The organism is Glutamicibacter halophytocola (assembly GCF_001302565.1).
GTDB classification, from domain to species: domain Bacteria; phylum Actinomycetota; class Actinomycetes; order Actinomycetales; family Micrococcaceae; genus Glutamicibacter; species Glutamicibacter halophytocola.
Map to the genome: position 1 here is coordinate 3,160,044 of NZ_CP012750.1, position 14,593 is coordinate 3,174,636.

Genomic DNA, 14,593 nt, shown 5'->3' on the forward strand with positions numbered 1-14,593 from the left:
TCGGCGAAGAATGGTGAGCATGAACCACCTCTCGGGATCCACCAGCACGGCTTCTGCTTCCGATGACGGCCTGGCCAGCAGAACGCCGCTGGCCACCCGGCTGCTCTCCGGCCCGGTCCCTGGCGTGCTGTTGTGCCTGGCCGTCGGCGCGCTGTGCATGCTCGCCAGCCATTTCACCCGTTCCGTGAGCGCGTTGCTCATCGCCATTGTGCTTGGCGCCCTGTGGCGCAACCTGGCGCCAGTGCCCCATGTTGCTGATTCCGGAGTAGCCCTTTCGGCAAAGAAGCTGCTGCGGTGGGGAATCGTCTTTCTGGGATTCCAATTGTCCTTGGAATCCATCCTTGCTCTTGGCCCCGGCGTGCTGCTGGTGGTGGTTTCATCGGTGGCCATCACGTTCCTGCTCACCGCCTGGATCGGCAAGCTGATGGGCCTGGACCTGGAACAACGGCTGCTGATCGCCATCGGTTTTTCCATCTGCGGCGCGGCAGCTGTGGCTGGGGCTGAAGGAACAATCAAGGCCAAGGAGCATCAAGTAGCCACAGCAGTTGGCCTGGTGGTGCTTTTCGGAACCCTGATGATTCCGGCCATGCCCGCGCTGGGCCTGCTTTTGGGTTTGGATGAACGCGGCATCGGCATGCTCGTGGGCGCTTCAACCCATGAGGTGGCACAGGTTGTGGCCGGCGCTGGCTCGGTGTCGGCAGCCGCCTTGGCCGTGGCCGTCACCGTGAAACTGGCCAGGGTTCTCCTGCTCGCTCCGGTGGTTGCCGGAGTCGGAATCTATATGCGGCGCAAGCACAGCGTTCGCGGCGACAAGAATCCGCCGCTGGTGCCCTTGTTCATCATTGGTTTCCTGGCCACCATGCTGGTGCGCACCACCATGGATCTCCCCGAGGTGTTCATCGACGGCGCTTCCACCGTGCAAACCCTGCTCTTGTCTGCGGCCATGTTTGCCCTGGGGCTCGGGGTCCACCTGCGCAGCATCTTCACCTCCGGGATCAAGGCATTGCTCTTGGGACTGGTTGCAACGCTGATCATCGCAGCCGTGGCCGCCAGCGGAACAGTTCTTTTCCCTCCTGCATAGTGCCCGGCGGTGGCTACCGCGCGCTCCAGCCTCCATCCATGGTGTACGAGGCACCGGTGACCATGCCCGCCGATGATGAGCTGAGCCAGGCCACGAGGGAGGCGACTTCTTCTGGCTCAACCAGCCGCTTGATAGCAGCCTCGGTCAGCAGGATCTTCTGCACTACCTGCGATTCGGGGATCTGGTGCAGCTTGGCCTGATCAGCAATCTGCTGTTCCACCAATGCCGTACGGACATATCCCGGGTTGATGCAATTGCTTGTGATTCCATGCTCAGCACCCTCCAGCGCGGTGACCTTGGACAGGCCTTCCAGCCCGTGCTTGGCCGAAACGTAGGCGCTCTTGAAGGCGCTGGCGCGCAAGCCGTGGATCGAGGAGATATTGATGATCCGGCCGAAGCCGCGTTCGCGCATGCCGGGAAGGGCGGCACGGATGAGCAGAAATGGCGCTTCCAGCATGAGCCGGTGGATCAGCCGCCACGCCCCGGGATCAAATTCATCGATGGCTGCCACCCTCTGGATGCCAGCGTTGTTGACCAGGATGTCGGTCTCGACGCTGCACTGCTCAAGGGACTCGGTCTGCGAAAGATCCACCGCCCAGGCGCTCCCTCCCAAACGGGCCGCAGCCTCGCGGGCCGCCTGCTCATCCCTGTCCGCGATCGTGACTGCGGCACCTGCCTGGGCCAGTGCTTGCGCGCAGGCGAATCCAATTCCGCTGGCACCCCCGGTGACCAATGCGCGCCGGCCTCGCAAGCCGTCATTGCTGGTGGCCGGCAGTTCTGTTTCCTGGGTCATGGCCCGTGATATCCCTTCGTGCGCACCGTTGCGGCAAGGGCCCGATTCTCGGAAGCCCACTGCCAAGCTATGGCCAATTTCCAACCCGGGTCAACGATTCGCGCTGTGCAGATTCCGCAGGTCAATGTGCACTAATGCACGGCTTGGCGATCCCAGCCCGTGCCAATCGCGCAAATATTCAAAGACAGTTGCTACAAATGGCAGGGCATGGTCAAAGAATGCCTTGGGACTATCAAATTGCAGATACCCATCGAAATGCGAAAAGGCCACCATGAACCCCCTCAACCAGCAACGTCGAGCGTCCAGACGAATCGCTGCCGCCGTCGCCGCCTCGAGCGTCGCGGTGATCGGCAGTGGCGCAGTCCTCACCACGACGCAGGATGAGGCGTCGACGCAATCACCAACGACTGTGTCAACCACCGATAACAGCAGTGCGAAGAGCTCAACGACGCAAAGCCAGGAGACGACGCAAACTCCGGAAACCGACACGGATTCAAACGCCGGTTCCGGGTCAAGTTCCGAGTCCACTACGGATTCCCTGGACTCAAGCGCCAATGGCTCCTCACCGGTCTCCCCGGGCACCCGTGGCTCAATCAGTGCAAGATCCTCGGGGTCATAGCCATGAGTGGCAAAACTACCTGGAAAATCTGGGGTTTGAGCGCGGCGATGACGGTAGAAACTGCTCATCTGCTCAAGCCCGCCAAGGCAATTGTTGATTCGGTCCTTGCCGAGGTCGAATTGGCCAGCAGCAGGTTCCGTCCCGATTCCGAGGTGATGCAGCTGGCTCGAACTGGCGCCAACAACACCAGCATCTCCCCCACACTGGCTCTGCTCATTGACGGCGCCCTGAAAGCAGCGCGCGACAGCGACGGAGACGTTGATCCGCTGTTGGGCGGCGAATTGGCCAATCTGGGCTACGATCGCGATTTCGCCCGGCTGCCTGCAATAACCGCCAAGGGCGTGAGCATCACCCAAGGCCCCCTGCGCCCGATCTTGTGGCCCCTGATCCAGCTGAACGGCACGAAGCTCACGCTGCCCGCCGGCACCGCGCTGGACTTGGGGGCCACGGCCAAAGCCATGGCCGCTGATCTGGCTGCTGCACGGGTGGCAGAGGAATTGGATACCGCGGCGCTGGTCAGCCTCGGCGGAGACATTGCTACCGCCGGCAACGCCAAGGAACCCTGGCAGGTGCTCGTTCGGGACACCGATGCCGATCCATGGCAACAGGTCTCGTTGCATTCCGGTTTTGCCATGGCCACCTCCAGTACGCGCAAGCGCCGCTGGAGCCACCGGGGACTGGCCATGCACCACATTCTTGATCCGGCCTTCGGGCTGCCAGCGCACCGGGTTCATTCCAGCATCACTGTCGCCGCGTCAACCTGCCTGCAAGCCAATACCTATACGACCGCGGGCATCGTGCGCGGAGCCAAAGCACTGCAATGGCTGGAATCCATGAACCTTCCTGCCCGCCTGGTCGGCCTTGATGGCACGGTGCAGGGCACCTCCCGCTGGCCTGCACCGGCCCGCAAGCCAGGGAGCGTGAGCGAGAATGGATGAGTTATTCTGGTCCATCGCGCGCACCAGCGGCATCATCAGCCTGTGCCTATTGACCGGTTCGCTGCTGCTGGGGATCATGGCCCGTTCGGGAAGGTCCTTCGGTGCCCTATCCCGCTACACCCAAAGCCTGCTCCACCGAAGTTTTTCGCTTTTGTCAGTGCTCTTTGCCGCGCTGCACGTCATTGCCCTTCTCGCTGATTCCTACGCCCGGGTACACCTGATCGACCTGCTCATCCCGTTCTTCGGCGAATACCGGCCATTCTGGCAAGGACTAGGAACTGTCGGGCTGTTGCTGATGCTTGCGGTGTCACTGACCGGGTTACTGCGCCAGCGCCTGAGCCAGCCGATGTTTCGAGGCATCCACCTCGCTTCCTACCTGTTGTGGCCGATTGCCGTGGCCCACGGGCTGGGCAACGGTTCAGACGCCGGCGCCGTTTGGTACCGCGTCATCACCGTCGTTTCGATCGCGCTTGTCGCCACCGCCGGCATCTGGCGGCTGACAGCTAACTATGCGGATCATGCATCCGCCCGCCGACTGGCCCGTGAAGGAGCAAAGCCATGACCACCACCATCCCCACCATGCACCGCGGTGTCCTTGAAGAACCGCGGTTGCTCGCGGCAGGTCCCGACGCGCGGTGGACTGAGCATCTTGAATGCTTTGGCCCGCTGCCCCCGACCACTTCTGACCAGCAGATCTTGGCCGAATGGGACGCCTCCGGCTTGGCTGGCCGCGGTGGCGGCGCTTTCCCCACCGCGCGCAAGATTGCTGCGGTACAGCGCTCCGCCGCTCGCACCCGGCGAGCGCCCGTTGTCATCGGCAATGGTTCAGAAGGCGAACCGCTGAGCTGCAAGGACCAGCTGCTGCTGGTCCATGCGCCCCATCTGGTGCTCGACGGGCTGCTTCTCACTGCACGAATCCTAGGGGCCAGCCACAGCTGGCTCGCGGCGAAATCCGGCGTGCATCCCCGCTTGCTTGAAGCACTGGCCGAACGCGGCGAGAACTCTGTGGCATTGCACGCCACGGATTCGCATTTCCTGGCAGGGCAAGCCACCGCCGTGATTTCTTCGCTCGAAGGCGGCCCTTCGCTGCCGCGGCATCCTGCAGGGCATTTGAGCGACGCCGGTTTAGCTGGAGCGCCGACCTTGCTGGTCAACGTGGAAACGTTGGCCCATTTGGCTCTGATCGCCAGATATTCCGCGGCATGGTTCCAGACTGCGGGCACCGCTGCGGATCCGGGCAGCCGCTTGCTGACTATTCATGACCAGGGCCGCTACCAGGTTCACGAGGTCCACGGTTCGAGCGATCTTTCGCTGGTTCTTGAACAACTGCAGATCTCCGCGGCGAATATACAGGCTGTTCTTGTCGGTGGCTATCACGGTCAATGGACCAAGGATCCAAGGATCCAACTAGCCGCCACCAACGATGTTCACCGCCGCCCGGTGGCCCTGGCGGCCGGGGCCGGAGTCATCGAAGTGTTGCGCCACGATGCCTGCCCCTTGGAGCGGACCTCGCAGATCATTGATTATCTGGCACGCTCTTCGGCCCGCCAGTGCGGGCCTTGCCTTCATGGGCTGCCGACCTTGGCCCGCGATTTTCAAGCGCTCGCGCAGCGCCGCGCCAATGCGCAACTGCCCGAACAGATTCGCCGGCTCGGTGCACTCGTGACCGGCCGGGGCTCGTGCCATCATCCAGATGCCTCGGCGCGCTTGGCCATCAGCGCATTGCAGGTTTTTGGCGACGAGGTCGCAGCGCACCGCTCTGGCACCTGCCTTCACACCACCCAGGAGCAGCGATGAGCGCAGAACTGAACATCAATTGGACTCGGTGCCAGGGACGGGGGCTGTGCCTTGAGCTGATGGCCGATTCCCTGGACAGCGACCCGTGGGGTTATCCTCTGCCGCGGGAAGGCCAGGGCACCGATCATGGCAAGGTCCGGGTGCAGGCCGACCAGCTGGAGGCTGCTCGCGAGGCGGTGAAAATGTGCCCGCTGTCGGCACTGTCCTTGCAAGAGGGCGACAGCGCCTTGGACGGCCAACGCTGATCACGCCATACTGGTGGACATGAGCGAATCAAGTCCCCAGACCGTGCCCGAGGTTCCTATCCGCCGTGCGGCCAGCGTGCTGATGCTGCGCGAAAACAATGGCGGCTTCGAGGTCTTTATCCAGCATCGGGTGTCCACCATGGACTTCGCGGCGGGCATGGTCGTGTATCCAGGAGGCCGCGTTGACCCCAAGGACAGCGCAACGGCAGCCAGCGGACATCTTGGCGAGACGATCATCAGCGCACACTGCAAGCAGTGGGCCGGCACTGCCGTGTGGGACGAAGGCGAAGCGGCAGCCCCGCAAAAAGCCGGGGAAATCCTGGCAGCCGCCCTGCGCGAGGTGCATGAGGAAACCGGGCTGTCCCTTGAGCCCGGGCAGCTTTTCCCGTGGGCCAACTGGGTGACTCCCACCGGCTTCCCGCGCCGCTTTGACACCTACTTTTTTGTCGCGGCACTGGCCGCGGGCCAGGAGCCGGCGCACCAAACCACCGAGGCTGTGCGATCCCATTGGGCCAAGCCCGAGGAGCTTTTCGCGGCGCTGGAACGCGGCGAGCTGAAGATGATGCGGCCAACCCAGCGCACCTTGCTTGATGCCATGGCGCTGGGCACCATCGAGCAGATAGCCTCCAGCCGACCGGTCATCAAGGCGGTGCACCCCGATCCGCGCGATTCGCACTCGTCGCACCCGGTGCGCTCCACCGAAATCAGCGCTCCGCGATCCTGATCGCCGCTCAGTCTTCCAGCAGGATCCGTCCCACGATCAGCGACATGATCTCGTTGGTTCCTTCCAGGATCTGATGCACCCGCAGGTCGCGGAAGATCTTCTCCATGCCGTAGTCCGCCAGGTAGCCGTAGCCTCCGTGCAGCTGGATGGCGCTGTTGGCGACGTTGAAACCGGCATCGGTGGCGACCTTTTTGGCCATGGCACAAAGCCGCACCGTATCCGGGCTCTTTGCATCCAGGGCACTGGCCGCGCGGCGCAGCAAAGAACGGGCCGCTTCCAGCTCCATGTCCATGTCGGCCAGCTTGAAAACCAGGGCTTCCTGCTTGGCCAGGGGCCCGCCGAAGGCCTGGCGCTCCTTGAGGTAGGCGGCCGATTTGTCCAAAGCCAGCTGGCCGCCGCCCAGCGAGCAGGCGGCAATATTCAGCCGTCCGCCATTGAGCGCCTTCATGGCCATGGAGAATCCCTGGCCTTCCTCGCCCAGCAGGTTTTCGGCGGGAATGCGCACGCCTTCCATGATGACCTGGCGGGTGGGCTGGGCTTTCCACCCCATCTTCTTTTCATTGGCGCCAAAGCCCAGTCCCGGCAGATCGGCGGGGACCAGGAATGCGCTGATCCCCCGGGCTCCGGTATCGGCGGTGCGGGCCATGACGATATACAGTCCCGAGCTTCCGGCCCCGGAGATGAATTGCTTGACGCCGCTGAGCACATATTCGTCGCCATCCCTGCGGGCGCGGGTGCTCAGTGCCGCGGCGTCGGAGCCGATGCCCGGTTCGGTCAGGCAATAGGAGCCCAGCTGTTCCATGCTGATCAATTCCGGCAGCCAGGCGGCCCGCTGCTTTTCATTGCCGAAGCTGTCCACCATCCACACCACCATGTTGTGAATGGATATGTAGGCGGCCAGCGTGGGGTCCGCCTTGGCCAGCTCTTCAAAGACGAGTACCGCGTCGCTGCGGGTGAGCGCCGAGCCGCCGTGCTCCTCCGAGGCGTAGATGCCTCCCATGCCCAGTTGGCCGGCTTGGGCGAGCACATCAATGGGGAAATGCTGTTCCTCATCCCATTTTTGGGCCATCGGTGCGATCTTCGTTTCCGCGAAATCGTGGACCATGCCGATCAGCGACTTCTGGTCTTCGCTTATTTCAAACACCACCGGCTCCTTTGCCCGTTATTGCTCCATGTGAGCACAGTCTATGTGACCCGCGCTACAACTCAAGTTCCGCCGCTTGCCCCGCATCATCACCGCCAGCAACTAGGCTGGCCGGTATGCAGATCCGAACAGCCACCGCCGACGACTGGCCGGCCATCTACCCGTTCTACCGCGAAATCATGGCCGATGGGCAGAGCTACGCCTTCCCCGAGGACCAGAGCATGGACGAGGCCGAACCCTGGTGGATGGAATGCCTGCCGGGGCAGAGCGTGGTCGCGGTGGATGGCGGGAGAATTATCGGTTCGGCCAAGATGGGGCCCAATAGGCCCGGGCGTGGGGCGCATCTTGCCACGGCGTCCTTCCTGGTGGACCCCGGCTACCGGAACCTCGGCGCCGGCCGGCTGCTGGGCGAGCATGTGATCGCCTGGGCCAGGGAACAGCAGTATCGCGGCATCCAGTTCAACGCCGTGGTTGAAACGAATTACGCCGCGGTGCACCTGTGGCAATCGCTGGGATTCAGGATCCTGGGCACCGTGCCCGGTGCCTATAACCACCGGGTGCACGGCATGGTGGGCCTGCACCTCATGTTCAAGGAGCTGGCCTAGCCGGCCTTGTGGGTGATGACCTGCCCGGTGGCCGTGGTGTCCGCCCGCAGCATCCATCCCATGCGCTTATGCGTGCGCACCCCCACATCGGAATCGATGATCTGCATCCCCGGGGCCACCTGCTGCAGGACGCGCTCCACCTCGGCAATCTCCCCCGGGTTGCGCAGCCACAGGGCGAAGGTGAAATTCGAATCCCCGGTGATCGTCGCGCACAGCCGCAGGGTGCGCAGGGAACGCAGCTGCCGCACCGCGGCCTCAAGCTGCGTCGGGGGAATGCGCGCATGCCAATGGCAGAAGACCGGATGCCCCGAGTAGTTCTGGGCCAGCTCGCAGCGCAGCAGCACCGCCCTGGAGTCCAGCAGCTGGCGCAGGTGGCGGGCCGCGGTGCTCGGGTGGATGCCCAGCTCCGCGGCGATCTGCGCGGCGGGCATCCGCCCGTCCACGGAAAGCAGCCGGCGCAGCTGGTTCTGCTGGGGCACCGGGGAGCCGGCCGGGGCCGCGTTGACCGGATTCAGCTCGCGCAGCCGCTGCTGCTGGGCCGGGGAGAGGACATCGAGGCGCCAGTTGCTGCCGGTGGCGTAGAGCCCGGTCATCACCGAGACATGGAGCCGGGCGATCCCCGGGTCTTCGCGGACCAGCGGCAGGATCTGCCCGGTCAGCTGCGCCCAGTCCCCGGTCAGCACGGTCAGCCGGGCATCCCATGAGCGCGTCGATTCCTCCACATTGCCCACCTCCGGGATGGCGCACATGCGGGCCAAAACCTCGTTGCGGGCCTGCGGATAGCACTGGATGCTGACAAAGGCGACGGTCCCGCTGGCCGCGATGGACCCCTGGTGCCCGGTGACCCAGACCTTGCCTTCGCTGTGCAGGCGCTCCCACCGCGCGGCCAGCGTGGTGGGGTGCTGATCCAGGATGGGGCCGAGTTGGGCCCAGGAAACGCGCGGGAAGATCTGCAGCGCGTGCACCATCTCCAGGTCCGCCTGGGGCAGTTCCATGCACGATCCTTCGGTTTTGGCATGCCAATTAACTATTTTCTAAGTTTACGGCATGCGGTGAAGTGGATCACATCACGCTGGGTAGACCACCTCAGCAACGAAGGGACCACGATGACAGGCACCGCCTCATCCGCAGATCTGACCATATCGCTTCGCGATGACGCGAGCGCCTTGGCCCCGGACATCACCGACCTGCGCCACCGCCTCCACCAGGAACCGGAGATCGGGCTCGACCTGCCGCGCACCCAGGAAAAGGTGCTGGCCGCCCTGGAAGGCCTGGGCCTGGAAATCACCACCGGCACCGACACCACCTCGGTGACCGCAGTGCTGCGCGGCACCGCCGCGCAGGGTTCAGGCCCGCGGCCCACCGTGCTGCTGCGCGGGGACATGGATGGCCTGCCGGTGCAGGAGAAGACCGGCGTACCCTTCGCTTCGCAGATCGACGGGGCCATGCATGCCTGTGGCCACGACCTGCACACCGCAATGCTGGTCGGCGGCGCCCAGCTGCTCGCCGCCCGCCGCGACCAGCTGCCCGGCGACGTGCTGTTCATGTTCCAGCCCGGCGAGGAAGGCTTCGACGGAGCCGGCGTGATGCTGCGCGAAGGGGTGCTCCAGGCCTCCGGAAGCCACCCGCAGGCCGCCTACGGACTGCACGTCATGAGCGCCATGGCCCAGGGCGGCACCTTCCTTTCGAGAGCCGGGGCCACCATGAGCTCCTCGGATGCCCTGGTCGTGACCATCCACGGCGCAGGCGGCCACGGCTCGGCCCCCTACGCGGCCAAGGACCCGGTGCCGGTGGCCGCAGAGATCGTCACGGCACTGCAGGCCATGGTGACCCGCCAATTCGATGTCTTCGACCCGGTGGTGCTCACCGTCGGGGTGCTGCGGGCGGGCACCAAGCGCAATGTGATCCCGGAGAGCGCCCATCTGGAGGCCACCATCCGCTCCTTCTCGGCGGCCGCCAAGCGGAAGCTCAAGGCCTCGATCCCCACCCTGGTCGAATCCATCGCCGCCGCCCACGGGCTGTGGGCCACCGCCGAATACATCGAGGAATACCCGCTGACCGTTTCAGATGCCGCCGAGACCTCCTTCGCCCAGTCCAGCGTGCAGGAGCTTTTCGGGCAGCAGCGCCACCAGGTGCTGGCCAACCCGCTGGCCGGTTCCGAGGACTTCTCCCGGGTGCTGGAGCAGGTGCCCGGCTCCTTCCTGTTCCTCTCCGCGGTGCCCGAAGGCTCCGACCACGAGCAGGCCGCCTACAACCACTCCCCCTACGCCATCTTCGACGATGCCGTGCTGCCCGACGGCGCCGCCACCTACGCACGGCTGGCCATCGACCGCCTGAACCTCGCCGCTTCGAACTAAGGATCCGCCATGACAACCACCACCAATGCCGCCAAGCCCGCGGCCGGGCATCGCAGCGTGGCCCGCACCCTCTTCGGCACCGGTGCCGGCAACGCCGTCGAATGGTATGACTGGGCGGTCTATGCGACCTTCGCCTCGTTCATCTCCACTCAGCTGTTCAGCCCTGCCGATCCCTCCAGCGCCTTCTTGATGACCCTGGCCATCTTCGCCGTCGGATTCGTCGCCCGCCCAGTCGGCGGTTTCCTCTTCGGCATGATCGGCGACAAGTTCGGCCGCAAGGCCTCGATGACCCTGTCGGTGGCCCTGGCTTCGCTCGGCTCCCTGGCCATCGCGCTGACCCCGAGCTACGCCACCATCGGCGCCGGCGCCTCGGCCCTGCTGGTGACCGCCCGCCTGGTGCAGGGCCTGGCCCACGGCGGCGAGCTGCCCAGCGCGCAGACCTACCTTTCGGAAATGGCTCCGGCCGAGCGCCGCGGCCTGTGGTCCTCGCTGATCTACGTTTCGGGCACCACCGGCATCCTGTTCGGAACGCTGCTCGGCGCGGTGCTCTCCACCGTGCTCACGGTGGAGCAGATGCAGGGCTTCGGCTGGCGCATCCCCTTCGCCCTCGGCGCGCTGTTCGGCTTTGTCGCCCTGCTCATGCGCTCGCGCATGGAGGAATCGGCCGTCTTTGAAAGCGGCCAGCAGAACCCGGGAAGCACGCAGGCCGGCAAGCCGCGGCTGCTGGCGGACATGGCCCGGCATTGGCGCCAGGCATTGCAGGTCATCGGCCTGACTGTGGGCCTGACCGTGGTCTACTACGTCTGGGGCGTCTCCACCCCGGCCTATGCCATCAACGTGCTGGGCGTGGATGCCAAGGGCGCTCTGTGGGCCGGTGTGGCCGCGAATATCGTCTTCATCCTGGTACTGCCGCTGTGGGGCCGGCTCTCGGATAAGATCGGGCGGCGCCCGGTGCTGCTGATCAGCTCCGCCGGTGCGATCGCCTGCTACTTCCCGGCCAGCGCCCTGCTGCAGGATTCAGCCCTCCAGCTGGCGGTGTCCATGTCGCTGATGCTGGTGTTCATCGGAGGATTCGCATCCATCGGCCCGGCGGTCTACGCCGAGCTCTTCCCCACCTCGGTGCGCACCATTGGCGTCGCGGTGCCATACGCGATCTGCGTTGCGGCCTTCGGCGGCACGGCGGCCTACCTGCAGGCCGGGTTCGAAACCTGGTTCGGCGATGCCGGCCGCAGCTACTTCGGGTTCTACGCCATCGCCATGCTGCTGTTCACGGTGATCACCATCCTGACCCTGAAGGAAACCCGCGGCAAGGACCTGTCCAGCTAGGAAAATCCCGCAGCTGGCTCACCAGCGCTGAACCAGCCGCGCAACGGCCGAGCGGAACCGCATCCGCTCGGCCGTTTCGCTGCGTTCCCCGCCCGTGCAGCTGGCCGCTAGCCGCGGGCGTCGAACTCGTCGCGGGCTTTGAGCACCTTGGATGCATGGTTCTCGGACCACTTGCGCAGCGTTTCCATGGGGCCCAGCAGGCTGTGGCCAACCTCGGTGAGCTCATAGTCCACGCGGACCGGGACCTGGGCGAAGACGGTGCGCTGCACCAGCCCGTCGCGCTCAAGGGTGCGCAGGGTGCTGGTGAGCACTTTTGGAGTGACGCTGCCGATGCGCTGGCGTAACTCGGAGAAACGTTGCGGCCCGCCAGCTAGGCCAAGCAGGACCAGCGGTGTCCATTTATCCCCGAGGCGCTGCATAATTTCACGTGAAGGACAGTTCTGCACGAAGACATTGAATGACTCATGGCTATCCATTAGGAAACCTAGTTTCGTTGTAGTAGTCAGTATCTAAAGGATATCATCGTGTTGTACGACAACCAATCAACAGGAGAATCACCATGAAGATCGCAGTCTACGGAGCCACCGGCATGGTCGGCACTGAAGTTGTTGCCGAAGCCATTTCCCGCGGCCACGAAGTCACCGCGGTAACCCGCTCCGGCACCGAAGTCGCCGGCACCACCGCCGTCGCAGCCGAACTGGACGACGCTGCAACCTACCGCGAACTCGGCAAGAACAATGACGTCATCGTCATCTCCGTTCCGCCATCGCGCACCGGCGGAGACCACCAGGAATACCTGGACGCTTTCGAGGAAATCACCGAAACCCTCACCCCAGCGCGCCTGATCGTCGTTGGCGGCGCGGGCGCCACCGAAATCAACGGTGTCCGCCTGGTCGACAGCCCGGATTTCCCCGAGGCGTACAAAGCCGAAGCGCTTACCGCAGCTGCCGTCTACGACATGTTCACCTCCGTCTCCGGAATCACCTGGACCGTCGTTGCACCAGCCCCGGTCATCGCACCGGGCCGCCGCACCGGAAGCTACGCCAAGGGCACCGATTCGCCAGCCGGCGACTTCGTTTCCAGCCAGGACTTCGCGGTGGCAATCCTCGACGAAATCGAAACCCCGGCACACGAAAACCGCCGGCTGACCGTAGCCAGCGAAAAGTAGATACCCGACGCCCGAAGCCGTGCAGTGCATTCGTCGGATCCGCGCCGCAGGGCGCCGATCTGACGAATGCAACGTACATGGCTAAAGTTGGAGTGGTCATTCCACTAGCACCCCGAGGTAAGTTACTTCCCATGCAACGCAACTCGCGCTCTTCGCGTATTCTGGCCGGCGCCTTCGCACTGCCATTAATCGGCGCCCTCTTGGCCGGCTGCTCTTCAACGGGCAGCTCCGATTCCACGGCGCAAGGCAAAGAACCGGTCACCGGCGGCACCATGGTCTATGCCTCGGGGGACGCAGAGCCAAGCTGCCTGGACCCGCACGTTGGCGGCAACTACCCGCAGGCACTGGTGGCCAGCCAATATCTGGAATCCCTGTTCACCAAGGATGCCAACGGCGAGATCATCCCATGGCTGGCCGAGAGCACGGAAGTCTCCAAGGACGGATTGACCCGCACCATCAAGCTGCGCGAGGGCATCAAGTTCACCGATGGGACCAAGCTCACCGCGAACGCCATCAAGGCCAACGTCAAGCACCTCAAGGACCCCAATACCGCTTCCTCCACCGGATACCTCGCCGTGGGCAAAGTGGTCAGTGTTGAGGCCAAAGATGAGCTGACCGCAGTCCTCAAGCTGTCCGCTCCGGATAACGCGCTGCTCGAATCCCTAGCGATGCCGTGGACCGCCATCGAATCCCCCAAGGCCCTGGAACGCGACCAGGCCACGAACTGCGCTGCCCCGGTGGGCACCGGACCGTTCAAGGTCGAATCCTGGGAGCATCAGAAGGCCGTGAACCTGGTCCGCAACGATGGCTATGTCCTGCCGGTCGCTGATGAAAAGCGCACCAGCAGCACCGCCTACCTGGATGGCATTACCTGGCGTTTCATCCCGGAAGCCGCCACCCGCTATGCGGCGTTGCAATCCGGCGAAGTCGACGTGATCGATAACGCCCAGCCTGACACCATTGCCTCGGCCTCCGATGCCGGATTGGGCCACCTCGATGCGCCGCGCCCCGGTGCCTCGAACCGCATCGAGCTCAACAGCTCCAAGGCGCCATTTGACGACCAGCGAGTCCGCGAAGCCTTCATCCGCGCGGTCGATGCGAACACCGGAGTCTCCGCGTTGTTCTTCGGCACCGCCCAGCGCAGCAATTCGCTGCTATCCTCCGTGGAGCCACTGGGATACTCGGACGAATCGCTGTTCACCACCGATACCGCCAAGGCCAACCAGCTGCTCGATGATGCCGGCTGGAGCGAACGCGATGCCCAGGGCTACCGCGTGAAGAATGGCAAGCGCTTGAGCTTGGCCTTCCCGGTCTCCACCAACCAGTCGGTCCCGGCCGAGCAGTCCCTCTTCGAGCAGTTCCAGGCCCAGGCCAAGGCCGTGGGCTTCGAGGTGAAGATCGACCTGCTGGATCTGTCCAGCTGGTATGGCGCGCTAGCCAAGCACGAGTACAACCTGGTCTCCGCTCCATACACCAAGGTCGGCCCCTCGGTGCTGCGCGTGCTCTACCACTCCGACTCCACGGTTCCTGCCCCTTCGGGCTACTTCGCCAATAACGCCCAGGTGAAGAACAAGAAGCTCGACCAGCTGCTGAACAAGGCCGAAGAGACCGAGGATGGCGCGCAGCGCGCCTCGCTCTACGAGCAGGCGCAGAAGATCGTGCTCGAGGGCTACTACGTGCTGCCGCTGTATGACCAGCAGAATCATTTCCTCTACGGCAAGAACGTGCACGGCGTCGGAACCACCACGGCGGTGTCCTCCCCGATCTACTTCGACACCTTCCTGGACCAGTAGCCC

16 protein-coding genes are annotated in these 14,593 nt (G+C 64.3%); 11 read left to right on the forward strand and 5 right to left on the reverse strand.

Annotation, left to right across the window (positions count from 1 at the left end; genetic code table 11):
• The first annotated feature begins 19 nt into the window (after positions 1-19).
• Complete coding sequence (locus AOZ07_RS14645) at positions 20-1,081, forward strand: YeiH family protein (protein ID WP_060703496.1); 1,062 nt, start codon at positions 20-22, stop codon at positions 1,079-1,081.
• Positions 1,082-1,094: 13 nt separating this feature from the next.
• On the opposite strand, the gene AOZ07_RS14650 is transcribed toward AOZ07_RS14645, so the two are convergent.
• Together AOZ07_RS14650 and AOZ07_RS14655 are read right to left on the reverse strand one after the other, a co-directional pair.
• A complete protein-coding gene (locus tag AOZ07_RS14650) occupies positions 1,095-1,874 on the reverse strand; it encodes a 3-hydroxybutyrate dehydrogenase (RefSeq protein ID WP_060702651.1) in 780 nt (259 codons plus the stop codon).
• 90 nt (positions 1,875-1,964) lie between these two features.
• Positions 1,965-2,561 carry a hypothetical protein gene (locus tag AOZ07_RS14655; RefSeq protein WP_171918690.1) on the reverse strand — a complete coding sequence of 199 codons (597 nt, stop codon included), beginning with the start codon at positions 2,559-2,561 and terminating at the stop codon, positions 1,965-1,967.
• Between AOZ07_RS14655 and AOZ07_RS14660 the strand changes: the two genes are divergently transcribed.
• Genes AOZ07_RS14660 through AOZ07_RS14680 form a run of 5 tightly spaced genes read left to right on the forward strand, consistent with a single transcriptional unit; the run spans position 2,541 to position 6,197 of the window.
• The gene (locus AOZ07_RS14660; protein ID WP_060702653.1) at positions 2,541-3,431 is read left to right on the forward strand and encodes an FAD:protein FMN transferase; all 891 of its coding nucleotides are present in this window, start codon (positions 2,541-2,543) and stop codon (positions 3,429-3,431) included. The two genes, AOZ07_RS14655 and AOZ07_RS14660, sit on opposite strands and share 21 nt — an antisense overlap.
• The gene (locus tag AOZ07_RS14665) at positions 3,424-3,993 is read left to right on the forward strand and encodes a ferric reductase-like transmembrane domain-containing protein (protein WP_060702654.1); all 570 of its coding nucleotides are present in this window, start codon (positions 3,424-3,426) and stop codon (positions 3,991-3,993) included. The genes AOZ07_RS14660 and AOZ07_RS14665 overlap by 8 nt, the downstream gene beginning before the upstream one ends.
• On the forward strand, positions 3,990-5,228 hold the full coding sequence (locus AOZ07_RS14670) for an NADH-ubiquinone oxidoreductase-F iron-sulfur binding region domain-containing protein (protein WP_060702655.1): 1,239 nt from the start codon (positions 3,990-3,992) through the stop codon (positions 5,226-5,228). The genes AOZ07_RS14665 and AOZ07_RS14670 overlap by 4 nt, the downstream gene beginning before the upstream one ends.
• Positions 5,225-5,473, forward strand: coding sequence for a ferredoxin (locus AOZ07_RS14675; protein ID WP_060702656.1), 249 nt, complete (start codon positions 5,225-5,227; stop codon positions 5,471-5,473). The genes AOZ07_RS14670 and AOZ07_RS14675 overlap by 4 nt, the downstream gene beginning before the upstream one ends.
• A gap of 19 nt (positions 5,474-5,492) precedes the next feature.
• A complete protein-coding gene (locus AOZ07_RS14680; RefSeq protein WP_084793286.1) occupies positions 5,493-6,197 on the forward strand; it encodes an NUDIX hydrolase in 705 nt (234 codons plus the stop codon).
• A 7-nt stretch (positions 6,198-6,204) separates the two neighbouring features.
• On the opposite strand, the gene AOZ07_RS14685 is transcribed toward AOZ07_RS14680, so the two are convergent.
• Positions 6,205-7,341 carry an acyl-CoA dehydrogenase family protein gene (locus AOZ07_RS14685; protein ID WP_060702658.1) on the reverse strand — a complete coding sequence of 379 codons (1,137 nt, stop codon included), beginning with the start codon at positions 7,339-7,341 and terminating at the stop codon, positions 6,205-6,207.
• A gap of 116 nt (positions 7,342-7,457) precedes the next feature.
• On the opposite strand from AOZ07_RS14685, the gene AOZ07_RS14690 reads away from it, so the two are divergent.
• Positions 7,458-7,946, forward strand: coding sequence for a GNAT family N-acetyltransferase (locus AOZ07_RS14690; protein ID WP_060702659.1), 489 nt, complete (start codon positions 7,458-7,460; stop codon positions 7,944-7,946).
• Here AOZ07_RS14690 and AOZ07_RS14695 read toward each other — a convergent pair.
• Positions 7,943-8,941, reverse strand: coding sequence for an Lrp/AsnC family transcriptional regulator (locus AOZ07_RS14695; RefSeq protein WP_060702660.1), 999 nt, complete (start codon positions 8,939-8,941; stop codon positions 7,943-7,945). The two genes, AOZ07_RS14690 and AOZ07_RS14695, sit on opposite strands and share 4 nt — an antisense overlap.
• A 144-nt stretch (positions 8,942-9,085) precedes the next feature.
• On the opposite strand from AOZ07_RS14695, the gene AOZ07_RS14700 reads away from it, so the two are divergent.
• Positions 9,086-10,303 (forward strand): M20 metallopeptidase family protein, encoded by a 1,218-nt coding sequence (locus AOZ07_RS14700; RefSeq protein WP_060703497.1) that lies wholly within the window; start codon positions 9,086-9,088, stop codon positions 10,301-10,303.
• A 9-nt stretch (positions 10,304-10,312) separates the two neighbouring features.
• Positions 10,313-11,629: an MFS transporter gene (locus tag AOZ07_RS14705; RefSeq protein WP_060702661.1), complete on the forward strand. Its 1,317-nt coding sequence runs from the start codon at positions 10,313-10,315 to the stop codon at positions 11,627-11,629.
• A gap of 107 nt (positions 11,630-11,736) precedes the next feature.
• On the opposite strand, the gene AOZ07_RS14710 is transcribed toward AOZ07_RS14705, so the two are convergent.
• The gene (locus AOZ07_RS14710; protein WP_060702662.1) at positions 11,737-12,105 is read right to left on the reverse strand and encodes a winged helix-turn-helix transcriptional regulator; all 369 of its coding nucleotides are present in this window, start codon (positions 12,103-12,105) and stop codon (positions 11,737-11,739) included.
• 83 nt (positions 12,106-12,188) lie between these two features.
• Here AOZ07_RS14710 and AOZ07_RS14715 point away from each other — a divergent pair, with 83 nt between their 5' ends.
• Positions 12,189-12,797, forward strand: coding sequence for an NAD(P)-dependent oxidoreductase (locus AOZ07_RS14715; RefSeq protein WP_060702663.1), 609 nt, complete (start codon positions 12,189-12,191; stop codon positions 12,795-12,797).
• Between the two features lie 131 nt (positions 12,798-12,928).
• Positions 12,929-14,590, forward strand: coding sequence for an ABC transporter substrate-binding protein (locus tag AOZ07_RS14720; protein WP_075972513.1), 1,662 nt, complete (start codon positions 12,929-12,931; stop codon positions 14,588-14,590).
• Positions 14,591-14,593 lie beyond the last annotated feature (3 nt).